Origin of the sequence: Streptomyces sp. NBC_01446, assembly GCF_026340095.1 — a bacterium.
Lineage (GTDB): Bacteria > Actinomycetota > Actinomycetes > Streptomycetales > Streptomycetaceae > Streptomyces > Streptomyces aureus.
Window position 1 is genome coordinate 228,581 of sequence record NZ_JAPEPO010000003.1, and the last position, 24,901, is coordinate 253,481.

Consider the following 24,901-nt stretch of genomic DNA (forward strand, 5'->3'; position numbering starts at 1 on the left):
GCTCAACCCCGCACCGCTGCGCTGGAGACGGACTTCCGGGGTCGTCGCAATGCTCGGGGGACAGTGCGCCGTCCGTACGGACCGTGGAGACGGCTCAACATCGGAACAAGTGGGTTGGTGCCACGGCGCCACAAGAGTCCATGTCTTTCGCGGCATCCCCGAGCGGTCGCACACGGTCTCGTACTGACAGCAAGAAGGCCGGAAGGCCGACAGCGTCGGCGATGTCCTGGGGAAGGCCGAGCCGCTTCAACCGACAGCCGGCCGCGGCCCCGCCACTCGCGGCCTCGCCAGGGCGGTGAGAAGCGTCCGTCCCGCACCACCGCAGGCGCGACCACGTCAACCCACGACTCGCGCCGCATCGCACCCCTTCTCACCGGAGGCACGCCCAGCCTCCGGTTCCCCACCCACCGGTCGTCACCGCACGTCCGGACAGAAGGAGTTACAGCAGTGCCGAACAACATCCGCATCAGCAGGGCCACTTCGCCTCACAAATCCTATCGATCTGATCGCGGAATCTCCGGTTACGGGCGCGTCGCGGCAATTGCCGCCGTCGCCATGGCCACGCTCTTCGTCTCGGTCCTGCCCGCCTCTGGCACTGTCTCTGCCGGCACGGATCAAGCACCACGGCAGATGGTGGCGGAACCCAGACCTGGTGCCAGGGCGGTCGCACTCTCCACCGGGCAGCGCAAGGAGCTGCTCGAGACCGCGACCGAAACACGCGCCACCACCGCCCGTTCGCTGAAGTTGAGCGATCAGGAGAAACTGATACCCAAGGATGTCGTCAAGGACGCAGACGGCACCGTGCACACCCGCTACGAGCGCACCTACGCCGGCCTGCCCGTCATCGGCGGCGACCTGGTGGTCCACGAGCAGGGCGCGTCCCGTACCGTCACCAAGGCCTCGGACGCCACGGTGTCGCTGCCGACCACCAAGGCCGCCGTCACGGCAGAGACGGCGAAAAGGTCCGCCCTGGCCGCCGCGAAGACCGAGAAGGCCGACGACGCGGCCACGGACGGATCGCCGAAGTTGGTCGTCTGGCTCGGAGGCAGGACGCCCACGCTCGCCTGGCAGACCGTCGTCAGCGGTGTGCAGGAGGACGGAACCCCGAGCAGCCTGAGCGTGGTGACCGACGCCACGACCGGCAAGAAGCTCCAGAGCGTCGAACAGGTCCACTCAGGCACCGGCCACAGCCAGTACAGCGGTCAGGTGCCGATCGGCACCACGCACAACGGCAGCCTCTACGAGCTCACCGACCCCGAGCGCGGCGGCCACAAGACGTATGACCTGACCGGCGTCGGCGGCAACGGCGTCCTGGTCACCGACGGCGACGACGACTGGGGCGACGGAACGGCGGCCAACCTCCAGACCGCGGCCGTGGACGCCGCCTACGGCCAGCGGCAGACGTGGGACTTCTACCACGACCGGTTCGGCCGCAACGGCATCGCCGACGACGGCGTCGGCGCCTACTCCCGGGTCCACTACGGGGACGGATATGCCAATGCCTTCTGGGACAACGGCTGCTTCTGCATGACTTACGGCGACGGCCTGAACAACGCCAGGCCACTCACCGAACTCGACATCGCCGCGCACGAGATGACCCACGGCGTCACCTACGCCACCGCGAATCTGACCTACACCGGTGAGTCCGGCGGTCTGAACGAGGCCACCAGCGACATCATGGGCACCTCCGTGGAGTTCTCCGCGAACAACCCCGCAGATGTCCCCGACTACATGATCGGCGAGCTCGCCGACGTCCGCGGCACCGGCAAGCCGCTGCGCTACATGGACCAGCCCTCCAAGGACGCCTCCGCCAAGGGCACCTCTCAGGACTACTGGACCCCCGAGACCAGGAAGCTCGACCCGCACTTCAGCTCGGGCGTGGCCAACCACTTCTTCTACCTGCTCTCCGAGGGCAGCGGGAAGAAGACCATCAATGGCGTCGCCTACGACAGCCCCACATACGACGGCCTCCCGGTCGTGGGTCTCGGCCGGCGCGACGCGACCGCCGTCTGGTACCGGGCGCTGACCGTCTACATGACCACCAGCACCGACTACGCGGGCGCCCGCGCCGCCACTCTCCGGGCCGCCGCCGACCTGTTCGGTCCGACCAGCGACGCCTACGAGGCCGTCGGCAACGCCTGGGCGGCCGTCAACGTCGGCGCCCGCTATGTGAACCACATCGCCGTGATCGCCCCCTCCACGCGGAAGTCGGCAGTCGGCCAGCCGACCATCCGGCAGATCGAGGCGACGAGTTCCCGGCCCGACCCCCTGTCGTATTCCGCCCACGGGCTGCCCAAGGGCCTGTCCATCAACGGGCAAACGGGCCTGATCAGTGGCACTCCGAAGAAGGCCGGCGACTTCAAGGCCGCCATCACCATCAAGAACTCGCCGAAGGTCAAGCGCACAGTGCGCTTCGTGTGGACCGTCCTGGCCTCCGGCGGTGACTTCTTCGTCAACCCGGACCGGTTCGACATCCCCAACTGGAAGACCATCGAATCCCCGCTCATCGTCAGCGGCCGCAATGGCAACGCCTCCGGTGACCTCAAGGTCACGGTCGACCTGTACCACCCGTGGATCGGCGGTCAGGTGGTCAGCCTGGTCAGCGAGAACGGCACGGAGATCCCGGTCAAGAACTGGTACTGGGACACCGGCGAGGGCGAACTGCACACCACCTACACCGTCGACGCGTCGGCGGTCCCCGCCAACGGCACCTGGAAGCTTCGGGTCCAGGACAACACCCCCGGCATCTTCACCGTCGACCCCGGTTACCTCGACAGTTGGAGCCTCACCTTCTGACCCTTCTTCTCCACCGCACCACGCACACGCCGCCGCGCCCGGTCGAACGGGCGCGGCGGTACGTGCTGCTCCCTGCCGGCGGCCGGTCGGCGAGGCCGGGGTGATGGTGATCAGCCTCGGGAGCGGCCGCCTGCCGGGCCACTCGCATCGGTGATCGGGTTCGCAGAACACGACTGCCGTGGGCGTTCTGCCGGCTGGATCGCAAGGAGTACGGGCGCGAATTGTCGGGCGACAGCCTTCTCCGCACGCGCGTCGCTGTCGTGGCCGCCGGACCTGAAACGTACGAGACCGTGCACCAGGGCCCGGCACACTTCGTTGCGTACGCCACCGTCCCATCTGGGCGGAGAGTCTGCTCTACGTGCCTGTCAGGGCATACGAACAACTCACCGGTGAGGAATGGGATCGTCGCACTCGCTACTCCTACGCGTCCTGCTGGAACGCTGTGGGATGGGTCGGTGCGTAGCCTCTCCGGACCAAGTCGTGCCAAGAGAAAGGCCATTGAACCTGGGCCTTCCCATGCCGGGCGGGTCGGCCTTGCGGCCATCTTCTGCATCAACCTCTGGAGCAGTCCTGCCCGGTGCACCGCTGCCACCCGCCCAGGTCGGGCCGTGCACGGCGAGAAGGGGTAGGTCCCGGGTCGGTCCGACTCCCGCGACCGGGCGGGGACCGCGCGCCGCCGACCTGACGTGCAGTTTCCGGGCGGCCCGTCCCCGTGGCGGCATGTCATAACTGCGCCATGGCCAAACAGCGCCCGCTGCTTGCGCGGCGCGTCCAGGTCCGCCCGCAGGATCTCGTCGATCACCGGCTTGTAGCGGTCCAGCCTGGTCGCCAGCGGCGGCAGCTTCTTGCGCGGCTCCGGCCAGGACGAGTCCAACGCCTTGGCGGACCGTGCGGTCAGTACGCCTGTGACAGAACGAAGACGTCACGGAGGACCGCCTGTAACTCGGTGCGAGATACAAATACTTCCGACCACATGCACCGCGCTACTCCCGGGGGAACACACCGTGAGGTACACCCGCATCACCGCTCTCGCCGCCATCGGCGTCGCCGCCACCCTGTCGCTCACCGCCTGTGGCAGCGACGGCTCCGGGAAGAACTCGTCCTCCAAGAGCTCCTCGTCCTCGTCTTCTTCATCCTCGAACGGTGGCTCGAAGCCGGAGGGCGGCTCGGGCTCCGGCCGTTCGCAGGCCAGCAACGCCAAGGCGGGCTCCGGTGAGGACACCAAGGCTGAGACCTCCGCGAACGGCGCGACGAAGAGCAGCGGCAAGGTCACGTTCTGCAAGACGCAGGACCTGGCCATCGACGCCACAGACGCAGCTCCGGACGAGGCCTCCGGCAGGATCAACATCACCATGATCAACCGGGGTTCGACCACCTGCTCGGCGACGGGCTTCGCGGGCGTCGACATCAAGGACACCGACAACACCTCGAACCCCATCGAACGCGGACCCGCCCAGCCGCGCGTCACCGTCCTGAAGCCGGGCGACGCCGCTGTCTTCGACCTCGCCTACGACATCGACAACACCGGCAACAGCCTCTCGCACCCGACCAACATCCTGGTGACGCCCCCGAACGAGACCCACACCGTGAGCCTGAAGTGGCCCGCGGGCGCGGGAGAGATCAAGGGCGCCTACACCGACGTTCAGGTCTACCCCACGCACACGACCAAGTAAGGGCAGTGCGCGCGGCCAGCCCTGGTGACAAAGGGCTGGCCCGCAATTGATCTCGACGCCGAGACGTAGCCACCTGAAGAGCTGGCGATGTGCTCAGCCGGTGGTTCGTGGAGTGTCCAGGGATCGGGCGAAGTCGGCGAGCGTGTGGAAGTCGTTCTCCCGTAGGCCGACCCGCGGGTTGACGTGGTGCAGGAGCCCGGACCCGCGATGGTGGGCGGTCACGTACGTCTGATCCCGCTCGCTCTGTTCGTCGTCCACCCAGGCGAAAGGACGGCCGTTAGCGTAGTCCACCAGCGGACCGGTCTTCCAGTGGACTCCATCAGGGCGTTCTTGGAGCAAGACGTCGCCGAAGTCGACGAAGGGAAGTTCCGGAAGGCCGAGCACCGGTGCGATCCACCGGTTGGCGTCGCCCATCCATGTGGTGGCCCAACACAGCTCGAAACCGAGCCGGCGCAGAAATCGCCCATGCTCCGGGTTGAGCCAGACCCGCAGGGGGCGCCGCCGGGACGAGAGGCCCCTATCCCCCTCATGGGCCCCGTCGTCCAGGGGCACTCTGAGTGTGGTGTAGCCGTCGGGACGCTTCTCCGGCTTGGCCGCATAAGGGTTGAGCGGCCCGTCCACGTCGAGAAACAGCAGAGGTCGGTTCACGGTTTCCCCCGGTCTTGCTCACTATCGGCTCCCCCGAGGAGCGTAGCTGCAGAGATCGTCTCGGCATGGGCCGGCCTGAGTGATGATCATGATGTGGTGGGTGTGATCGCGGCATCTGACCCGTCCTGGACACCCCGCTTACCGGGCTCACGGGGATCTCAGGAAACGGCCCCTCGCTCGAGAGTGGCCGTGTGGTGGACCCGCACGACCGTGAAGTTGCCCCCGCCACCAGTGAGCGTCGCACGGGTGAATTTGACCATGCCGCCGGAGATCCGGCGCAGCTCCGCAGTGACAAGTTGGGCGAGGTAAAGGCGGCGTTGTTGCGGATCTCGACGTCCCGCAACGTCAGAAAAGTACCGGCCTCGCTCAGCCAGATCCCACCGCCGACCCCCTGCGCGCGGCCATCGCGAATCCGAGATCGATATGGACAGCTTCCGCAAGATGGGCATCATCAGAGACGGCGATACCCAGGCCTCGCGGACAAAGAGTCGACGCAAGTGAAGTTCGAGGGCTTGACCAACAAGCCGCACAACTGGTGACCGCGTTGGCCGACCGAGCGAAGAGCTCTGAGCACTTCTCCGAGATGTCCTAGTCTTCTGAGTCAGAAATCCCGTGCATATGTGTAGCCTTGTTTCATGGCGCGGATGGGGCGGCCGAAGGCCGAGTTGACTCTGTCGGATGAGGAACGGGCCGCACTTGAGGGGTGGGGGCGGCGCCGTTCTACGCCGCAGGCGTGGGCCCTGCGGTGTCGGATCATCCTGGCCTGCGCCGAGGGCACCTCCAACAAGGACGTGGCTGCTCAACTCGGTTCCACACCTCATGCGGTGGGCCGCTGGCGGTCCCGGTTCGTGCAGTACCGGATCGCTGGTCTGGGTGACATGCCACGTTCGGGTGGCCCCAGGACGGTGACGGACGACCAGGTTGCCGCGGTGGTCACCAGGACGCTGGAATCCACCCCGAAGAACGCGACGCATTGGTCGACGCGTTCGATGGCGAAAGAGATGGGTCTGTCTCAGTCGTCGGTGTCCCGGATCTGGCGGGCGTTCGGCCTGCAGCCACATCGCTCGGAGACCTTCAAGCTGTCGACCGATCCGTACTTCGTCGACAAGGTGCACGACGTTGTCGGTCTCTACTTGGACCCGCCCGAACGGGCGTTGGTGTTCTGCGTGGATGAGAAGTCGCAGATTCAGGCCCTGGATCGGTCGCAGCCGGTGCTACCGATGATGCCCGGTGTTCCCGAGCGGGCGACCCATGACTATGTCCGTGCCGGCACCACCACGTTGTTCGCGGCACTCGAGGTAGCCACCGGCAAGGTGATCGGCTCCCTGCACCGCAGGCACCGGGCCGAGGAGTTCAAGAAGTTCCTCGTCAAGATCGACAAAGAGGTGCCTGGTGAACTGGATGTCCACCTCGTCTGTGACAACTACGCCACCCACAAGACACCCGCCATCAAGAAGTGGCTGCTGGCCCACCCCCGGTTCCACCTGCACTTCACACCAACCGGCTCGTCTTGGCTGAACCTCGTCGAGCGGTGGTTCGCTGAACTGACCAACAAGCAGATACGGCGAGGTGTCCACAGGTCCGTCCACGCCCTGGAGAAGGACATCCGCAACTGGATCGCCGCCTGGAACACCAACCCCAAGCCCTACGTCTGGACGAAGACCGCAGACGAAATCCTCGAACGCCTCGCCAGCTATCTGAACAGGATTCCTGACTCAGAAGACTAGCGCGATGTGTCGGCAGTCCTGCATCTCTGTAGGCAAGTGCGGCATGATCGCAGTCATGTCTGAGGGGGACTGATGGATGCCTACATAGCTGCGGCCGTCTTCTTCGGCCTGCGAGTTTGATCCCGGCCCGGAAGGCGCGAGGCATCCGTCGCCTCATAGCCCATGGCGAGCGCGCACCCGGTGTGTGCGACTACGTCACCTGGGACGACGGCAATGCCAGCGCCTGGTGCTCGTTCGTCACTCCGGACGGCAAGAGCAGACGGGTTGCGGTTGAGGGGCATGGATCTCCACGGTTCGAGGCCGGCGACGTGGTGGAGATCGCCTACTGGAAGGACAGGCCGCGTACCGCGGTGGTGGTGCAGGACGAGGAGAACTACCGACGTACCCACCTCGCCGCTGCGATCGTCTGCTCCGCACTAGCCAGCGTTTTCGCGCTGGCCGCGGTCCTGGCTGCAGCGCTCTAGGAGTTTCGGCAGCGCGACTGGTGGCATCACCGCAGCTAACCCGCCATTTGACGGCCGCTTGTGTCTCTGCTGCGAAGGCATGACACAAGCGGCCCCGCCCTGCCTCAACCCACCACTCACCCCGCTCCCATCCCGTCCGCCGTCGACCCACACGTCTGTGGAGCGGGCGTGGTTCAGGGCGTCAAGGTGGAGCGCGCCACTGTACGAACGACGTTGACGCCCTGGGCCGCGTCTGCTCGGCTCTGCCTGGGGCGACGGTGGACGGGATGGGAGCCCCCCAACGCACGCCACGATGTGCCCGCAGCCGGCAACGGCGCCCCCCTCCATCCCGGTGCCGGCCGATCCCCCGCCGGAGGCATCATCTTGTGCCCGCGGATGAGATCCCGCCCTCGCCCGCATGCACGCAGCGCGCCGCCGGGCGCGGCCAGCCGGGGCGCAGACAGGAGGCAGGCCGCGCCGCAAAGGCGGCGCGCGCCCGCGCCGTGCGCGGGTTGGTTGGTGAGGGCGGGCGTCGCCCGCTCGCCTTTCTCATCACGCCTGGCCAGTGGGGAGACGCCCCACAGTTGATTCCCGTGCTGGCAGAAATTCGTGTTCCTCGGCCGGACGGCGGACGTCCGCGCACTCGGCCCGACCATATCGGGGGCGACAAAGCCTATTCGTCACGTCGCAACCGCCGCTACCTGCGGCGGCGCCAGATCAAGCACACCATTCCGGAACCCAGAGACCAACGGGCTAACCGACAACGACGTGGCAGCAAGGGCGGCCGTCCTACCGGGTTCAACCGAGACATCTACAGGCGTCGCAATGAAGTGGAGCGCACGATCAACCGGCTCAAAAACTTCCGTGCAGTAGCGACCCGCTTTGACAAGCGGGCCTACGTATTCCATGGCACTGTTGCGGTCGCTTCGATCCGGCTGTGGCTCTGCACCTGACACAGCGCCACCGGCTTCCCGCGCGTTGCTCACATGAGAGGGCGATTGGAAGACGCGTACTCGTCCGCGATGTTGAAGACACTGGCACAGCAAGGACATTCGGCCTGGCCGAAGAGATGGGCGACTCCGTCGGCGAGCACAAGTTGCCCATCACGGACCGCAGTCTCGTGCAGCCAACGACCGCAGCTGGAGAGCTCACTGGGGGACGCCGGCTTCAGGTCACGTCTATCCACGTCGCCCAGATTCCAGTCCCGGATCGCTGAAAAGCGTCCGTAGCTGCCGATGGCGATCGTCACCTCGACAGCGCAGTGAGGGCAGGCGACCTGGTAGAAGTCGTCCGCGAAGTCCCCCAGGACCGCACTCCAGTGGTAGTGCCCTTCGACCGCGATCAAGTCGCGGAAGGACGTGAGGTAGTCGTCCGGACGCGACCGCAGGTGCCGATCCAGTACCTCACGGAAGGCCGCGATCGCTGTGAAGCAGCCCGCCAGCAGATCGTCACAGCCGTGGTGTCCTGCTGTGCACCGGACAATGGCCCCTGCCAGCTCGCGTGCCGGCGTGCTCCGCAACGCCGCAAGACGTACCAGGTGCGGCAGTGCGGCGAAACTGGCGGGGAACACCATGTCGCCTTCGAGGATCAGTCGGTAACCCAGCTCATCCCATGCCTCTGGATCGTCCTCTCGCTCGACCTGCGCCAAGAGGACGGGGACGCGATCGACGTCGCCGTAGCAGTCGTACATCTGTGCCCAGTTCACCACCTGAGCATTCAACCGCCCAGAGACTGTCGGGGACGACTCTGCATCTGTCAACGGCGTCGCTCGACCCATCAGGCAGGCCCTAGTGACGGTTGATCGGGATATCGTAGACAATCTCGCAATGAGCGGCGGGCACCACGATGTGCGCCGCCGCTTGGGAAGCTGCGGTCATTTGCCGTGGGCTCGCGCGCTGACCAGGGCGAACGGCGTTACGGTGGTCGTGTCGGGCGCGGCTGCTTTCATCGTGATTCCCCGCTGGTCCCCGCCGATCTGGTGCACCTTGCGAGGGTCGCTTTGTTCCCAGGGGGAACCCGGATCGCGGAGACGGCCCAGGTGATTCCTCCAGTGACGGGAGGCAGCAATGAGGGGCCCGAATGGTCCGCAGGAAACGGTTGCCAGGGCCCTCGACACCCTCGGCACGGGTGCTTACCTGACAGACGAGCAGGGCTTCATCGTCGCCGTCAACGCGCGTGGCGAGGAACTCCTGGCCCGCCCCGCGTCGGATCTGGTCGGCCAGGACGCCCACGATCTACTGCACCGCACCAGCTGCGGGGAACCAGTGCCGAGAGCCCAGTGCCGGATGCGGGAGAGCGTCCTCGACGGGCGAACGGAGCAGGGTGAGGGCGAGTGGCTCGAGCGCGGAGACGGCACGCTGTTGCCGGTGGCGTGGCTGGCCACACCCTGCGACATCGGTATCCGTCCGTCGGCGACGCTCTTCCTCTTTCACTCCGCCGGCCGCTCCGGGCGTCCCGCCCAGCGGCCACCGGCCGGCGGACGGCTCTCCGAACTCGAACGGCTCGCTCTGCTCGCCGAGACGACCACCCTGCTCACCTCCACCCTGGACATCCACGAGGCGCTGCGCCGCCTGATCAACCTCGTGGTGCCCCGCATCGCCGACTGGGCCGTCATCGACCTGCTCAGCGAGCGGGACGAAGTGTCGCGCTTCGCCGTCGCCCACGCGGAAGGCGGAACCGTGGTGTTCCGGGAGGACCTCCAGGGGCCCATGCCGCCTGTGCCGCAGGAGTCCCCGATGCCTCTGTCCCGCGCCCTGCGCGGCGTCACGTCCTCCTTCGCCGGCCCTGAGACCTACCAGGGACCGCCCGACTCCGGCATTGCGGTGGAGCAGCGGGCCCTGTTCGAGGCGACCGGAATGCACTCGGCGATCGTGGTCCCCCTGCGCAGCCTGCACGACGTACTGGGCGCCCTCACTCTCGGCCGCGCCGACCAGCCCGATCGGTTCACCGCGACCGACGTCGCCCTGCTGGAGGACATCGCCCGACGCGCCAGCCTCGGCCTGGAGAACGCCCGCCTCTACCAGCGCCAGCGCAAGGTCGCCGAAACCATGCAGCGCCATTTGCTGCCGAAGCTCCCACGGACGTCCGGTCGCAGCATGAGCGCGCGCTACCTGCCCGCGCCGGACGCCTCAGAGGTCGGTGGCGACTGGTACGACGCGTTCACCCTGCCGGACGGCGCCACCGCCCTCGCCATCGGCGATGTCGTCGGCCACGACCTGGACGCCGCGGCCGGCATGGCCCAGCTGCGCAACATGCTCCGCGCGTACGCCGTGTCCCAGCAGAAGCCACCGAGCAAGATCGTGGAATGGCTCGACCGGGCGACCGTGGACATCGCGGAGGTCTCCATGGCCACGCTGGTCTTTGCCCGCATGAGTGAGAACGACGCCGGCCAGTGGGAGCTGTCCTGGACCAACGCGGGCCATCCACCACCGCTGCTGGTCACCCGTGAGGGCATGGCCCGCTATTTGACCGACGGCCACGGGATCTTGCTGGGCGTCACACCCGACCAGATACGCCTCGACGCGACAGAGGAGCTGCCACCCGGGTCCACCCTGCTCCTCTACACCGACGGCCTGATCGAGTCCCCGAGCCAGAGCCTGGACGAGGGTCTGAACCGTCTGCGCCGCCACGCCGCGTCCTTGGCCCACCGCCCCCTGGAATCCTTCACCGACGCCCTGTTGGCGCGGGCGCGCCCGCCGGACAACGACGACGACGTGGCCCTGCTGGCCGTCCGACACGGGCCGGAGGCGTCCTTTTGAAGCTCTCGAAGCTGTGAGACGGCACCGGCACGTTCCCCGGCAGCCTGTCAACGCCCCCTACCCAGCTCATCAAAAGCCCTCGCCTCGTGAAGATCGCACGTCGGGGGCCTACTGGTGTCGCGTCGCTTCTTCTGCTGCTCAGGGGCGGTGGGCTCGGGCGCCTGGTGGTCGTCGTTGGTTGTCATCGGCCACTGTCGAGCGACCTCGGACGGCACCGGGGACGGCCCCGCCGTGGATCACATGAGCGGCCTCAACCGACGGACGTAGGCGGCCACTGCGCGGTAATGCACCCCTCTTCCCTGTCCCACCACTCCCTGGCCACGCCGTGGTTGAGCAGCTTGTGCACCTTGACGAGATCCGCGGTGGGCGGTAGGTCCAGGGCGACCATGCCGAACCGCTCTATGTTTTCGCCGTCGACGCCGAGTTCTTTGAACGCGTTGATCACGCTCTGCCGAGCGGCTCCCGAGCCGCCGTCACGGAACACGAGGAGGCGGATGGTGCAGTTCTCCGAACGCCGGACCACCTCGCCGGCCCATCGCACGCCCGCCTCATCAGGTCGGCTCACCTCGCTAGTCCGCCGCGGCTTGCGTCAGTTGGCGTTGTGCGGGCTCGCTGGGCAGTGCTTGGCGATGGGTTTCGTCCTGGAGATCGAGCAGTGACAGGAGTGAGGCCACCGTCAGGCCCTGACCGGCTTCGGTCGGATGGCGCAGGACCTTGGTGGGGTCGATCTCATAGATGTTGCCACGCCCCTGGCGCGTGTGTGAGAGGTAGCCGGCCTGCTCCAGGTCCGCGATGATTTTTTGCACGGCGCGCTCAGTGAGACGGCAGCGGACGGCGATGTCGCGAACCCGTGCGCTCTGGTTGTCCGCGATGGCCGCAAGGACGCGAGCGTGGTTCGTCAGGAACGTCCATCCGCTGTGTGACTCAGGTACCCCATCCATGGCCCGAGTCTACCGAGCAGGCATGCACGCTTCCAAAAACACGTACTAGCTTTCGTGTATAGGTTGACGCATGTTGCTTCCCTGGGGGAACCTTGGAGCGCTCTACACCAGCGCATCGGAGGCAAGCCATGCAGCAACCCTCGCACCGGGCCCACTCCCCCCTGGCGCCGAACCTCCCCTGCCCTGATGGAGACAGTGCTGCCAGATCGCTTCCGACTGGTCAGATAACAGCGTTGTACGCACCGAGCGGCAACCGGAACCGAGTGACAGTACAAGGTGAACTCGACCTCGTCTCCGGCAACCAGATCCGAGCCCACCTGCTCGAAGCCCTGACCGCTTCATCCAACGGTCTCGAGTTGGACTTGAGCAGGCTCAGCTTCTGTGACTGCGCCGGCCTCAACGTGCTTCTGGACCTCCGCCACCGGGCCCTGAGTCAGGGCAAGGCCGTCACGATCCAGGCCGTCAGCCCCGCGGTCGACAGGTTGCTCGATCTCACGGGAGCGCAAGAGCTGTTCTCACCCGAGCGGTCGCCGTGCACGGAACCCGCGTCATTCGACGCCGCCCCCATGCCCTCACCCAAGCCGGGAGCATCGCCCAGCATCGACGTACAGCGTGCCCAGCACCTGTCAGTGCGTGCGTGTGAACCCGCCTGAGTGGATGATGGCTCCATGACGGCGGTGTCCATGATTGTCCGGGTGCCGATGCAGGCGACGAGGGCGGCGTCGTCGTTGAGGCCTCCGCGGGTATGGGCGAGCAGATCGCGATAGATGTGGTGGAGCAGCGCTTCGGGGCCGCTCGTGTTCCACCGAGCGACCCGCGTCTCCAGGGGGTAGAAGCGGCCTGCGACCACGCGAAGGCAGTTCGTAAGCCCGTCGGCGTCCCAGACGTGCTCACGGCGCCCATTCCTCAGCCGGCACCCCCGTCTCCCATCCCGTACGCCGTCGACCCACACACCGTGGAGCGGGCGTGGTTCCTGGCATCCAGGTGGAGCGCGCCACTGTACGAACGACCGTGAGGATTGGCCATGGCACCGCTCGGCGGCCTGACCCACCCAACGTTGTCTTCACCGTGGCCGCTCTATGCGGTGATCGACGCATGGCCACCGGCCCTATCCACGTGTGGGCGCGCGTCGGCGCAGCGCGGGCGGAGCGGGCCGGAGGCAGGAGCGGCGCCCGCAGCGGAGCCGGTAGCGCGCCCGGCGGAGCGGAGCGCAGCCGGGGCTTGATGAAGTAGAGAAAGTTCCACCGCGCCACCGGTTCGCAGACCGCCGTCAGGTATCTAGCAGGCCTCGCCGTCGATCGAGGACTGCCGGTGCGGCTCGCGTCTCGAACCTGTTGGGCGCGGACGGTTTCGGACCGCCGAAATCTGCCTTGTAAGAGCGGGGGTACGGGGTCGCCGTGGTGCCCAGGTCACAAGGGCTCTGGCTGCAGCCCAGGCCAACGGCGCATCTCGACTGCAGCAAACCCTCATTGACCGTGATTGACCGCACGATGTGGCACGACTGTGGCACGTTCCGAGCGACCGAGCGCTTAGAAGATACGGGCACGCCTTGGTGAGTTCGCCCGATCGACTTATGCCCGCTTGCAAGTCGGGTGGACGTCGGTTCGATCCGCTTACGGACCCTACGGGATGTTCACAAGCTCACCTCCAGCGTGCGAGAGTCCGCCCATGACTGACATAGGCAGACGACGCAAGCTCGGTGCGCTCGCTGGCGTATGCATCGCCGGGGCCCTGCTGCCCGGCATCGCCCTGGGTGCGGAAGACGTGGACGTGACGTTCTCACTCATGGTCGCGGCCCTCGTGGTCATCCTCCTCACCCAGCTCGTCTACGTCGGCCCGTCCGCCCGTGTTCCGGCCCTGGCCCTGCTGGCCTTCGGTCTGGCCGGATTCTTACAGGACTCGCTCATCTGGTGGCTGCTCTCCTGGCTGGGCGGGAAGTTCTCCGAGCTGGAGGTCGAGGGCTTCGGCACGATCCTGCTTGCGGGATTGATCACGCGCGTCTCGATCCTCGCGTTCTCCCTGATCGGGACAGAGCCGACGGCGGACTGACGACCCTGCCGGCCACCCCGGCCGCCCCGCGTTACGGCAAGGGGGGCGGCCGCTCCCGTACCCCTCAGGCAGTAGCCCGCGCCGCGGGACGAGTCCGACGCCGGTGGCCGGCAGGGCGAAGCGCCCGCCGACCTTGGTGAGGACCCGGATCGCGCCAGTAAGAGATGGGCAAACGGCGGGGCCGGCCCATTCGATCACCCCGGCAGGATTCGAACCTGCGACACCCGCTTTTAGGCGAACCGCACCCCGAGCCCACCATCAACGGCCCAGTCAGCCCCGGTGACATAGCCTGCCGCGTCCGAAGCGAGGAAGCACACGACTTCTGCGACGTCTTCGGGCCGGCCGAGACGGCCCAGCGGCTGGACCGCGAGCGCCTTTTCCTCGACCTGCGGGTCGGAGTGCTGCGCGAAGTACTCATCGACGAGGGCAGTGCGGATATATCCAGGGCTGACCGCGTTCACGCGGATCCCGTGCCGGGCAACGTCCAGGGCCATCGAACGGGTCAGACCGACCAGTCCGGACTTGGCTGCGGCGTACGGATACATGCCAGTGCAGGTCAACTTGGCGTGCAGGGAAGCAATGTTGACGATCGCCCCGCGCTGACGGTCCATCATCCCGGGCAGGACGTGCTTGGCGCACAGGAACGCCGCCTTCAGGTCTACGTCGAAAACCTGCTCCCACTCGGCTTCGGTCATCGAGACGGGGTCACCATAGACATTGCGTCCGGCGTTGTTCACCAGAACATCAACTGGGCCGAGTGTGTCAGCGACCTCACCGGTGGCGGCCGCCACCGCGGCCGAGTCCGTCACATCGACCTTGACCAACGTCGACCTGTCACGTGCCTGCGCCAGGGTGTCACGCAGCCCGGAGCCGTCGCCCTCGTCGAGGTCGAACACTGCGACGTGCGCACCCTCGCGCAACGCGGCACGGACGACGGCGTGGCCTATCCCCCGCGCACCACCGGTCACCACCACGACCCGTCCTGTAAGACTCCCCATGTCCCGCCCTCTCGCCGTCGGCGCCGTTGATCCGAGGATCTATCGCGTATCGCGTATCCTCCAGAGTTAACAGCTAAGCAGTTTAGGTGCAAGGGGGCAACAACTAGTGGTCGTTCGCCGTGGCACGCTCGCCGATCAGGTATCGCAGGAAATTACTGCCCTGATCGAGAACGCCGGTCTGCAGCCCGGCGACGAGATTCCCCCGGAAGGCGAACTCGCCACCCGCTTCGGCGTCAATCGGCTGGCGGTCCGGGAGGCGATCCGCACGCTCGCCGCCCGCGAAATGGTCCTCTCCAGCCAGGGCAAGCCGACCCGCGTCCATGTGCCCACTGCCCAGGTCTTCGGGCAGGTCCTTCGCTTCCGGCTACGCCAAGACTCGCTGCGGTTCGCCGATGTGCTCGATGCCCGGCGCGCGATCGAAGGCGCCCTCGTGCGACGCGCTGCTGAGCGGGTCCGGGCCGGTGGCGCCAGCCTCGACCAGGCCGAGGAGCTGCTCGACCGAATGCGGGAGACCACTGGCAGCAGAGAGCGCTTCGTCGACTTGGACATCGCGTTCCACACCGAACTGGCGGCGCTCGCCGGCAACGGAATGCTGACGCTCGCCCTGGACGCCATGACCGGCATTCTGCGCGAGCACCGCCTCGCCAGTTATGCCGGGCACGCCACGCGCGGCGACAGTCACGACTCGACCATCGCCGCACACCACGGGATTCTCAAGGCGGTCCGCTCAGGCGACCCGGTGGCCGCGGCCGAGGCAATGGAGTCCCATCTCAGCGAAACAGAGAAAGACATCAATGCGGGCAATTGAACGCGAATCCCGCATGCGCCACGCGGACGAACTCGACCACCCGTATTCCGTTCCCGCGTTTGACGACCTGCCCGCTATCCCGCGTTGCCACGGCTCTCACAGGTGCGGTGGCTCCAGTCGCCGCCCTGCCCACCGCGCAGCGCCGCCGGCGAAACCAGGCTCCAGGGCCTTCGCACTCCCTCTGGTGCGACCAGCATCCGAAAGATAGATGGAGAACGCGAGGGTCGACGCCGGTGGCGTAGTCGGGGATGTCCGACAGCCGGACGGGCCGGTCTCCGAAGGCGGTACCCGTTGTCGTCCAGCCGTCGTAGCCGTCCGACCAGTCCTCCAGCAGCACGTCCTCACGCAATCCGGGCGGCGTGGCGACGCCGGGCTCGGCTGTGAACTCGACGCCCACCAGATCCGCCTCGCCGAAGTCGGCCGCCTTCAGCACAACCGGCCGGGTGGTGCGCGCGCCGAGGACGACGGGGTTCTCGGCGTAGAGGGCGAGCTCGGCGTCCAGGGCGGCGGACGGGTGTTGGTGAACTCGTACTCCAGGACGGCCAGCGAGTGCGAGGAGTCGTCCGCCGACAGCGGGACGTACGGGGTAATAGGCGTTTATCCGGACGGACACGGGTGCGGCCCCGTCCGCAGAGTCGGCAGTTCCGACCGGGTAGCGGCTGGTGAAGCGGACGTCGTCGAAGCCCAGGGAGTCCAAGGTGGCGGGCGGTGCCCTTGGCACGTATCACGGTGGCGACGGTGACCGGGGTGTCCAACTCCATCGGGTGGCTGTAGCGGATGTCGTTGATGTTGGCCGGCGGGCGACGGTTGTCGACATCCCAGTGCCAAAGGCGGCGTCGCCGGAGAGGTAGATATGGCTGCAGGCGATGCCGCCGATGGGTAGGCCGCTCCCCCGAGGGGTGGCGAGCACGGTCGTGGTGCCGCGTTCGCGTAGGGAGACGATCAACTCGGGTTCGAAGTTCTTGTCGGCGGGGACCACGGTGAGGTCGCGGGGGTTCACGCCGGCCGCCTCGGCGGCGCGGGCGAGCCGGCCGAAGGGCGGCGTGGCCGCGGCGGCGCCAAGTCCCGCGGAGGCGAGGAAGCCGCGGCGGCCGAAGGAGCTGGGGGCGAGGCCGGGTACGCGCGCGGTCATCAGGAGATCCTGAACGTCGAGGGGCACGGCACTGACGTCTCAAACGGGGATGGGGTCATGGCATCGACGGGATCAGCGGCTTCGGTGTCGAGCGCGTCAGCAGTCGGCGGGCTGTCTCCAGCCCCCATGCGTCGAGGGAGTTCACGCGGTCGCTGAGCACGCGCACGCCGGAGTACGCCTCGATGTGGCGGGCCCATTTCGCACGCCGCTCGACCTCGGGTCGGAGGATGACGCAGTCCGGGTCGTTGTGCCAGAACCGGCCGTGCATGAATGCCCGTCCGCGCCCGCCGAGCACGGCTCCGGCCTGCGAGGGCTGGCTGATGTCGCCGTCCTCGGGGGCGTAGGTGGGGGCGATGTCGCAGCTGATGCGCATGCCCTCGAAAAGTCCGACCGAGGGCAGCAGCGGGGCGCCGCAGCCGAGCAGGGTGGCGTCTTCGCCGACCGCGTCGCGGATCAGGTCGACGCCCATTGCGTACGCCTCGAGGGCGGTGACGTCCTCGTGGCGGCGGCCCACCCGGGCGCCGGCGAAGAGGAAGTCCAGTTTGAAGTAGTCGAAGCCGTGTCCCCGCCACGTCTGGAACACCTCGCGGAGATAGGCCGCCGCGCCGGGGTGGGTGACGTCGAGCGCGTACAGGTCCTGTTCCCAGATGTGGCCGGTCCACAGCGGCTCGGAGCCGTCCTCGGTGCGCACCAGCCAGTCGGGGTGATCGCGGTAGACATCGGAGCGGGCGCCGACGAACATCGGGGCGATCCACACGCCTGCCCGCCGGTCGGAAGCGTGAATCCGGTCGACGAGGCCGCCGAGTGAGCTGAAGCGGTCGGAGAGTTGAAGCCAGTCGCCGATCTCCTTCTGGAAGGCGTCGTCCACGGCGATCATGTCGATGGGCAGCTCGTGCGCGTCAATGGCGTCGATGTTTTCGTACATGTCGCGCTCGGTGAGCTTGGTGAAGTACTGGTACCAGGGACACCAGCCGGTCGGGTAGCTCTCCGCGACTCGCACGCCCAGCGCGGCTGCGTATCGGTCGGCCCAGCGGGCGAGCGCGGACTCCAGGCCGCCGGGCCCGTCGTCCTGGGTGTGCTCGACCACACCGTCGGCCGTCACCCGGACACCGCGGCCCTCCGCCACGGCCCGGATGGACGGGCATTCGACGCGGGCGTCGGGGGCGGCGAAGAGATGGATCGGGCCGCCGTCGCCGGGGTCGACGGCGAGCAGGCCTTCGCCCTGGAATCCGGTGGGCGGGGCCGGGGTGTCGGCGCGGAACGTCGACATCTCGTACACCCGCAGCGAGGGCCTCGGGGAGGTGGCTGTCGCCGCGTAGACGGTACTGGGGCCGAACGACGACCAGCCGTTCTCGAAGACCCGCGCGCGGGCGGGATCACACTCCACGAAGGCGACGGGGGCGAAGGTCATGGGGGCTCCTCATAGCTCGGTCGAGGGCGAGGGGACACTTCGGGTTCCGGGAAGTGCCCCCTCGCCGGCAGGGGGTCAGGCGCAGTGGAACTTCGCGTTCGCCCAGTCGCCGTGGTCGTTTCCGTTGCCGTCGCCGCCGTCGAGGGTGTGCAGCTCGACGGCCTTGGCGCCGGTGAGGTCGACGTCGATCGTCCGGGGCGCCGAGGCGGGGCGGAACACCTCGCTGGTGAAGACGGACTTGCCGTCCGCCATCACCTCGAACGCCACCGAGCCGCGCGAGAGCTGCGCCCGGTCCAGGCCGATGATCGCCGTCAGCTTGGTGCACTTGCCGCCGAGGTCGTAGCCGATGACCGCCGCAGAGCCGTCGAACGGGGCGGCGCCCAGGCCCTTGTCGTACACCGTGTCGGTACTGCCGAGGGTCAGGGCGTTGCCGTCTCCCGCGAGGTTCTCGCCGAGGGCGTGATCGCGTTCGACAGGGCCCCAGCCATTGGTCATCTTCGTCCAGGCCATGTCGCTGGCGTAGGTGTCCGCAGTGGGGGCGCCGGTGACCAGCTGCTTGGTGGTGAGGGCGAAGAAGTGCAGCGCCGGGTCGTTCGGCAGGGTCACCGACTCGACCGTCTTGTCCTCGTCGAGCGGGACGGTGTTGTAGAAGACCCGGTAGTGCCCGCTCGGGTCGGTCGGTCCTGAGGGGGTGTTGCTGCCAAGGCTGTCGGCAACGATCTGGCCGCCGTATCGGCCGGCCTTGTCGCCGTGCCAGCTGGGCAGCCCGAGCTCGGCGTTGCTGGAGGTGCCGTCGGTGTAGGAGACGGTCACGTTGTCGGTGCGGTCCAAGGCGGAGGCGGCGCCGAGGACGGCGAGTCTGCCGCTGCCCGTGAGGGCAATGTTCTGGCCCTGTGCAGCCACGTTGTCCGGCTTGCCCGGGGCCACGTCGGGCCAGGTGAAGGTGGTGCCGTCATGCCGCACCGGCTGGCCGGGATGCAGGTCGGCGGCGGCCAGCGCGGACGCGGAGAAGCTGTTGCCGTCCGAGTCGAAGGCACCGTGCTTGGCGGTGGCCTCGTCGGTGATCGCGACGTTGTTGTAGGCGTCGGGCAGCGAGTCGTAGCCGATGTGCATCTCGGCCGCGGCTCTGGTGCCGGTGTGGCGGCCGTTCCAGGTGTATGCGGCGTGGACGGCCAGGACGTTGCCGGTTGACGCGGTGTCCTTGGGCACCGTCACGTCGTAGTGGACGGTGGCAGCGGCGCCCGGTGCCACGGACTTGAGGTCCGCCGGATCGGTGGCCTTGGCACTCCAGCCATCGGGGGCGTTCACAGTGAGCGCCGCGTCGCTGATCGGCGCACCAGTGGTGTTGGTGAACTTCACCGCGACAGAAGACGTGGCGTCCTTGGGGATCCGGGTGGGGCTCACGTCGAGCGTCGCCACCTGCTTGCCGAGTTCGGCGGCCGGGGCTGGGCCCAGATCGTCGACGACCAGGTTGTCGAGCGTCGCCGCGCCCAGCCCGTCGGAGGTCTGCGTCAGGGCCAGGTACGTGCTGTCGTCACCGGACACGAACGTCTCATCAATCGAGGCGTGCGGGGCTGAGGGCTGCGGCGGCAGGCTGTCCGTCCAGCCGTCAGGCTTGGTGCCGTCGGCCGGGGCGGAGCCCAGACCGCGGTCGGTGGTCTGCGCCAGCGGGGTGGCAAGGACCGGCTTGGACTGGCCGTCGGCCTTAACCTCGAAGCGGTACAGGCCGCTGGTGTCGTTCTGGTAGTCCAGTCGAACCCGGTAGGCGTGACCGGACTTGAACGCGATGCTGCCGGGCCAGGTGCGGAACTGCAGGCCCTCGCCGTTGACGGTGGTCTCCAGCGAGTGCCTCCCGCTGATGGTGTCGCGGGTGTAGCCCTCGTGCCGGGTCGAGATGATCTCGCTGGGCTCGGAGAACTTGCCGATGAGGAAGGGGCCGAAGCTGCCGCCGGAGGGGTGCTCGAAGTCCTCGGTGTAGTAGTGGCCGTCGGCGTTGTGCGTAGCGTCGTCGTTCAGCTGCACGCGAGCGTCGGTGAACTCCACGGTGTCGGCGTCCGAAGACGCGGCGCCGGCCAGCGCCAGGACCGCCGAGTGCTCGCCCTTGGGGACCTTGAACAGCACGCTGAGCTGCTGGAAGCGCTGTCCGGCCAGGCGGTTGTCGGCGTCGTTCATCTCCGGGGTCGGCGCGTCGATCGACGTGGTGGCGGACTTTGTTCCGGCGCGGACGGAGATCGTCGCCTTGCGGTCGCCGGTCACTTTGACGTACGCGGATGCCTTGTAGGTGTGGCCGGGCTCCAGGCCGTGCAACTCCTGGGTGACCTGGCCGTCCTTGACCCCGGAGATCCGGAGGTTCTGCAGCCCGTTGGAGTCGGTGACGACATTGATGCCGGACACGTCACCGGAGTTGGATTCGCGGTGCCACTTGGTGAAGCCGCCGGTGTAGAACTGCCCGTCGGCTGCGATGGTGCCGTGGCCGAAGCCGACCGTCTTGGCGGTGTCCTTGGGCGTGGGCGGCACTCCGGTGTTGCTGCCGTCAGCCTGGGAGCCGGACTCGACCGGCACGTCGACGTCGCCGTTCGGGTACACGACGTACGGGGCGTCGGCGGCGAGATCCAGGGTGACCTTGTGGTCGGTCACCGGCAGGACGCCGGCCTTCTCCTTGCCCTGGTCGGTCAGCCTGTAGAGGGTGACGTCGTGGACGCCGTTCCACGCCTTGGGCAGCGTCCAGGTGCGCTTGGCGCCGTCGTCGCTCCAGGCGTAAATCTTCTGTTGGCCCTTGGCGGACCAGGGCAGGAAGAGGTCCTTGCCGTCGCGTACGAGCCGGTCGTCGCGGTAGATGCGCGGCGTGCCGTCTTCAAGGGTCGCCTTCACTCCGTCGGTGAAGTCGATGCGGTTGTCGCTCCAGTGTGTGATCTCGAAGTTCTGCAGGTACTTCGCGGGGAGGTTGTTGGTGAAGACCTCCGCGATCTCTTTGTCGAGGGAGTGGTCGGAGTGCCAACCCAGAAAGCCCGCCTTGTTCTGCACCCCGCCCAGCATCTTGTTGCTGCCGTGGATCCAGGCGTCGGTCTGGTCGTTGTAGACGAACCGCAGGATGTCGGAGTTGACGCCGATGTCGTCGTACTCGGCCGACTGGTGATACCAGGTGACGTACGGCCACATGTATGTCGGGAATTCGGTGTAGATCGGCATCTTGAGCCGCTTGACGACCTCGGCCTGCTTCCAGGCGCTCCAGTCGGTGTTGAAGAAGGCGTCGGAGTAGATGAAGCCGAGGTTCGGGACCTCGTTCTTCAGGTCTGTCATCCGCTTCTCGTAGTCGCCGCTCGCCAGGTCCTTGTCCTGGTTCATCTCGTAGTTGGTGTCGCCGTAGACGTAATTCGGCTTCGGTTCGGTCGGGTTGGTGGTCTTGTCCCAGCGGAAGGCCTTGGCCCGCGGCGCCTCGATGCCGTTCTGGATGTGGACGCCCACGACAGTGTTGAACTTGCGTGCCTCGTCGACGACGGTCTTGATGTCGGCGAGCCCGCCCGCGGCCTCGTTGTAGTTGCCGGCGAAGTCGGGGTGTGCGGAGTCGTGGCCCTGGTCCTGGTGGCCCTTGAGCTGGATCTGCTGGCCGAGGCCGTCGGTGTAGAGGGAGACCTTCTTGATGGCGTCGAGGGTCTTGATGAACGGGTTCTGCGCCTGGCTGGCGAAGTTCAGCGAGATCTGCGAGACCACGTTGTTCTTGGTCTGCCCGCTGCCGTACGGGCGCGGCATGATCTTCCTGTAGGCGATGGCGCCGTCCTGCCAGTCGACTTTTCCGTCGCCGTTGCGCTCCGGGGTCAGGACGACCTGGCTCTCGGGGGTGGCGACGACTTTGCCATCAGGGCCGCGGTAGGTCCAGGTGTTGGACCACACGCCGGTCCGCTTGGCGTCGCCGGAGCCGGTGGTCTGCAGCTGCAGGTTGCCATAGCTCTGCACGGCGTTGGTCTGGATCGCGCCCGCGAGCTTGTCGGTGCTGAGGATGGCGATGGTCGCCTCGCGGGCCTGGCTGTCGACGGGCAGGTCCGCCACGGACTTGATTTCGTCGAGCTGCGGGCCGGGCGCGTAGTACGTGCGGGCCACCGTGGCGTCGGCGACAGCGGCGCCGGCCTGGTCGGCGCGTACCGAAAGCAGGCTGCGGCCGGGCAGGCCGATGGTGGAGACCTTGGTGTCGCCGTTCTCCTCGATACGGGGGATCGTGAGCTTCAGCCGATCGCCGTCCACCGCGATCCGGGCAGTGGCCACGACGCCGATCTCATCGACGGCGAGCCGATAGTCGACGTGGCCGTCCTCTACGGTGGACTTTACGGAGGGGGTGTACGTCTTTCCGTTGACGGTGAGCGCGGGGTCCGAGCCCGCCGAGCCGTACAGGACGTCCTTCGTGTCGGCCCAGGTATAGCTCAACACCTCCGGGAAGGCGGTGGACACGTCGACGGCGAGGTTGCCCGATCGCAGCGTGGCCGTCCCTTCGGACGCGAAGGCCGGTGGTGCGGTCAGGCAGGCTCCGCCGACAGCGGCTATCGCCGCCGCGGCCACGAGTCTGGATACGCGCACGGATGGCATGGCATGCCTCAGCAATCTGTGGTTGCGGTGCGGTACGTGAGGTGCAGGGCGCCAAACGCGCAGGCGCTGTGGTCCTGCGCTACTTGAGGCCCCCGGCGGCCAGGCCCGAACGCCAGAACCGCTGGAGACTCAGGAAGGCAACCACCAGGGGCAGTACGGACAGGAAGGCGCCCGTGATGGTGACGTTGTAGGGAGTGCCGTTGTTGAACTGCTCGCGCCAGGTGGCAAGACCGACGGTGACCGGTTGCAGCCGGTCGTCGGCGAGCATCAGTACGGGCAGCAGGTAGTTGTTCCAGATGCCGACGAACTGGAAGAGATAGACGGTCACCAGCGCCGGCGACATCATGCGCAGCACGATGGTGAAGAAGATCCGCGCCTCGCTCGCACCGTCGACCCGGCCCGCCTCAAGCAGTTCGTCGGGTACGGATGCGGTCGCGTACACCCGCGTCAGATACACGCCGAACGGGCTGACGACGCTCGGGATCAGGACCGCCCAGTAGGTGTTGACGAGGTGGATTTTCGAGAACATCAGGTAGAGCGGCAGCGCGAACAGCGCGCCGGGCACGAGGACGGCCGCGAGCACCGTGTTGAACACGGCCTCCCGTCCCCTGAACTGATACTTCGCCAGCGCGAAGCCGGCCGCCGCGCACACCAAGGTGCTGATCGCCGCTCCCACCGCGCTGTAGACGACGCTGTTGAGCATCCAGCGGGCGAAGATGCCGTCGTCCATCGCGAAGACGTCGCGGATGTTGGACCACAGGTCGAAGTGCGAGAACCAGAAGCCGTTGGTGGTGAAGAGGTAGCCCTTGTTCTTGGTCGCGGTGACCACGAGCCACCATACGGGCAGCACGGAGTAGGCGGCGAAAAGCACCATGACGGCCATCACTGCGGCGCGGGAGACGGCCACCCCGCTCGGGCGGACTGTGGTCTGCGGCGTGCTCATTCCCCGGCCCCCTTGCGCTGGGTGAACTTCAGGAACGTGAAGGACAGGACCAGCGTCAGCAGCGCCAGAACCACGGACTGAGCCGCCGCGTACTGGTAGTTGCCGGCGTCGGAGGCCTTCTGGGCGGCGAGAATCGGCGTGTAGTCGGAGGTGATGGTGTTGGTGATCCCGCGCAGGATGTCCGGTTCGGCGTACAGCTGCACCATGCCGATGATGGAGAACACGGTGGTCAGGATCAGCGCCCCGCGCACGTTCGGGATCTTGATGTGCCAGGCGATCCGCCAGCCGGAACAGCCGTCGAGCGCCGCGGCCTCGAACAGCTCGGCGGGGACGGCCTTCAGCGCGGCGAAGATGATCAGCATGTTGTAGCCGGTCCAGCCCCAGGTGACCATGTTGCCGATGTCGGGCAGTGTCATCGCGGGCGCGGTGAAGTCGACGTCGTGCCCGAGCTGCCCTGCCGCCTTCGCGAGCGGGCTGATGCCCGGCTGGTAGAGGTACGACCACATGATCGCGGCGATCACCCCCGGCAGCGCGTACGGCAGGAAGAACAGCGTTCGGAACACTCCCGGCCAGCGCACCGATGCGGAGTCCAGGAGCAGTGCGAGCAGGAGCGACAGCCCCAGCATCAGCGGCACCTGCACCACGCCGAGGCCGACGACCCGCACCAGAGAACTGAGGAACTCGCTGTCCTGCACTGCTCGTACGTAGTTGTCGAGCGCGACGAAACGCGTGGTAGGCGCCGTCAGCCCGAGCCCGTCACGGTGCAGGGCGAACAGGCTCTGCTCGACGGCATAGCAGATGGGCGCGATGAACGTAGCCAGAAACAGCACCCAGAACGGTGCCAGAAACAGCCAGGCGCTGCGGGTGCGGCCCCGTGAGAGGCGACGGCGGCGGGCCGCGGGCCTCTCGCCCCGGGCCACGACGGTGCCCGAGCGCACGGTGGTGATGGTCACGATGTCTTCCCGTCGTACGGGCCTCGGCCGCCGCCGCAGGGAG

General features: G+C 67.4%; 20 protein-coding genes. 9 read left to right on the forward strand and 11 right to left on the reverse strand.

Going from position 1 to position 24,901, the window contains the following annotated elements:
• The first annotated feature begins 630 nt into the window (after nucleotides 1–630).
• Nucleotides 631–2,796, forward strand: a complete 2,166-nt coding sequence (locus OG456_RS45240) for a M4 family metallopeptidase (RefSeq protein WP_266570963.1) — start codon at nucleotides 631–633, stop codon at nucleotides 2,794–2,796.
• Between the two features lie 1,004 nt (nucleotides 2,797–3,800).
• Nucleotides 3,801–4,469, forward strand: coding sequence for a DUF4232 domain-containing protein (locus OG456_RS45245; RefSeq protein ID WP_266570964.1), 669 nt, complete (start codon nucleotides 3,801–3,803; stop codon nucleotides 4,467–4,469).
• Nucleotides 4,470–4,562: 93 nt separating this feature from the next.
• Here OG456_RS45245 and OG456_RS45250 read toward each other — a convergent pair whose 3' ends face one another.
• Nucleotides 4,563–5,117 carry a hypothetical protein gene (locus tag OG456_RS45250; RefSeq protein ID WP_266570965.1) on the reverse strand — a complete coding sequence of 185 codons (555 nt, stop codon included), beginning with the start codon at nucleotides 5,115–5,117 and terminating at the stop codon, nucleotides 4,563–4,565.
• A 644-nt stretch (nucleotides 5,118–5,761) separates the two neighbouring features.
• Between OG456_RS45250 and OG456_RS45255 the strand changes: the two genes are divergently transcribed.
• From OG456_RS45255 to OG456_RS45265, 3 genes are all read left to right on the forward strand, one after another.
• Entirely contained in the window at nucleotides 5,762–6,844 is a 1,083-nt protein-coding gene (locus OG456_RS45255; RefSeq protein WP_266571761.1) for an IS630 family transposase, read from the forward strand.
• Nucleotides 6,845–7,026: 182 nt separating this feature from the next.
• Entirely contained in the window at nucleotides 7,027–7,308 is a 282-nt protein-coding gene (locus OG456_RS45260) for a hypothetical protein (RefSeq protein ID WP_266570966.1), read from the forward strand.
• Nucleotides 7,309–7,574: 266 nt separating this feature from the next.
• A complete protein-coding gene (locus OG456_RS45265) occupies nucleotides 7,575–8,240 on the forward strand; it encodes an IS5 family transposase (RefSeq protein ID WP_266570967.1) in 666 nt (221 codons plus the stop codon).
• Between the two features lie 29 nt (nucleotides 8,241–8,269).
• On the opposite strand, the gene OG456_RS45270 is transcribed toward OG456_RS45265, so the two are convergent.
• The gene (locus OG456_RS45270; RefSeq protein WP_266570968.1) at nucleotides 8,270–8,992 is read right to left on the reverse strand and encodes a hypothetical protein; all 723 of its coding nucleotides are present in this window, start codon (nucleotides 8,990–8,992) and stop codon (nucleotides 8,270–8,272) included.
• A gap of 361 nt (nucleotides 8,993–9,353) precedes the next feature.
• Between OG456_RS45270 and OG456_RS45275 the strand changes: the two genes are divergently transcribed.
• Nucleotides 9,354–11,045, forward strand: coding sequence for a SpoIIE family protein phosphatase (locus OG456_RS45275; RefSeq protein WP_266570969.1), 1,692 nt, complete (start codon nucleotides 9,354–9,356; stop codon nucleotides 11,043–11,045).
• 250 nt (nucleotides 11,046–11,295) lie between these two features.
• Here OG456_RS45275 and OG456_RS45280 read toward each other — a convergent pair whose 3' ends face one another.
• Both OG456_RS45280 and OG456_RS45285 read right to left on the reverse strand, forming a co-directional pair.
• Nucleotides 11,296–11,610, reverse strand: coding sequence for a DUF4265 domain-containing protein (locus OG456_RS45280; protein WP_266570970.1), 315 nt, complete (start codon nucleotides 11,608–11,610; stop codon nucleotides 11,296–11,298).
• Nucleotides 11,611–11,614: 4 nt separating this feature from the next.
• The gene (locus OG456_RS45285; RefSeq protein WP_266570971.1) at nucleotides 11,615–11,986 is read right to left on the reverse strand and encodes a helix-turn-helix domain-containing protein; all 372 of its coding nucleotides are present in this window, start codon (nucleotides 11,984–11,986) and stop codon (nucleotides 11,615–11,617) included.
• 263 nt (nucleotides 11,987–12,249) lie between these two features.
• On the opposite strand from OG456_RS45285, the gene OG456_RS45290 reads away from it, so the two are divergent.
• A complete protein-coding gene (locus OG456_RS45290) occupies nucleotides 12,250–12,639 on the forward strand; it encodes an STAS domain-containing protein (protein ID WP_266570972.1) in 390 nt (129 codons plus the stop codon).
• A gap of 1,015 nt (nucleotides 12,640–13,654) precedes the next feature.
• Nucleotides 13,655–14,035, forward strand: a complete 381-nt coding sequence (locus OG456_RS45300; RefSeq protein ID WP_266570973.1) for a phage holin family protein — start codon at nucleotides 13,655–13,657, stop codon at nucleotides 14,033–14,035.
• Between the two features lie 230 nt (nucleotides 14,036–14,265).
• Here OG456_RS45300 and OG456_RS45305 read toward each other — a convergent pair whose 3' ends face one another.
• The gene (locus tag OG456_RS45305; protein ID WP_266570974.1) at nucleotides 14,266–15,033 is read right to left on the reverse strand and encodes an SDR family NAD(P)-dependent oxidoreductase; all 768 of its coding nucleotides are present in this window, start codon (nucleotides 15,031–15,033) and stop codon (nucleotides 14,266–14,268) included.
• 106 nt (nucleotides 15,034–15,139) lie between these two features.
• Between OG456_RS45305 and OG456_RS45310 the strand changes: the two genes are divergently transcribed.
• Nucleotides 15,140–15,841, forward strand: coding sequence for a FadR/GntR family transcriptional regulator (locus OG456_RS45310; RefSeq protein ID WP_266570975.1), 702 nt, complete (start codon nucleotides 15,140–15,142; stop codon nucleotides 15,839–15,841).
• Here OG456_RS45310 and OG456_RS45315 read toward each other — a convergent pair.
• The 6 genes from OG456_RS45315 to OG456_RS45340 all read right to left on the reverse strand — a co-directional run bounded on the left by OG456_RS45315 (nucleotide 15,825) and on the right by OG456_RS45340 (nucleotide 24,858).
• Nucleotides 15,825–16,538 (reverse strand): hypothetical protein, encoded by a 714-nt coding sequence (locus OG456_RS45315; protein WP_266570976.1) that lies wholly within the window; start codon nucleotides 16,536–16,538, stop codon nucleotides 15,825–15,827. The genes OG456_RS45310 and OG456_RS45315 overlap by 17 nt on opposite strands.
• 27 nt (nucleotides 16,539–16,565) lie before the next feature.
• Nucleotides 16,566–16,973 carry a hypothetical protein gene (locus tag OG456_RS45320; protein ID WP_266570977.1) on the reverse strand — a complete coding sequence of 136 codons (408 nt, stop codon included), beginning with the start codon at nucleotides 16,971–16,973 and terminating at the stop codon, nucleotides 16,566–16,568.
• A 55-nt stretch (nucleotides 16,974–17,028) separates the two neighbouring features.
• Entirely contained in the window at nucleotides 17,029–18,384 is a 1,356-nt protein-coding gene (locus OG456_RS45325; RefSeq protein WP_266570978.1) for a glycoside hydrolase family 36 protein, read from the reverse strand.
• Nucleotides 18,385–18,459: 75 nt separating this feature from the next.
• Entirely contained in the window at nucleotides 18,460–22,953 is a 4,494-nt protein-coding gene (locus tag OG456_RS45330; RefSeq protein ID WP_266570979.1) for an endo-alpha-N-acetylgalactosaminidase family protein, read from the reverse strand.
• Between the two features lie 88 nt (nucleotides 22,954–23,041).
• Nucleotides 23,042–23,905, reverse strand: coding sequence for a carbohydrate ABC transporter permease (locus tag OG456_RS45335; protein WP_266570980.1), 864 nt, complete (start codon nucleotides 23,903–23,905; stop codon nucleotides 23,042–23,044).
• The gene (locus OG456_RS45340; protein WP_266570981.1) at nucleotides 23,902–24,858 is read right to left on the reverse strand and encodes a carbohydrate ABC transporter permease; all 957 of its coding nucleotides are present in this window, start codon (nucleotides 24,856–24,858) and stop codon (nucleotides 23,902–23,904) included. Before OG456_RS45340 ends, OG456_RS45335 begins: the two co-directional genes overlap by 4 nt.
• Nucleotides 24,859–24,901: the final 43 nt, after the last annotated feature.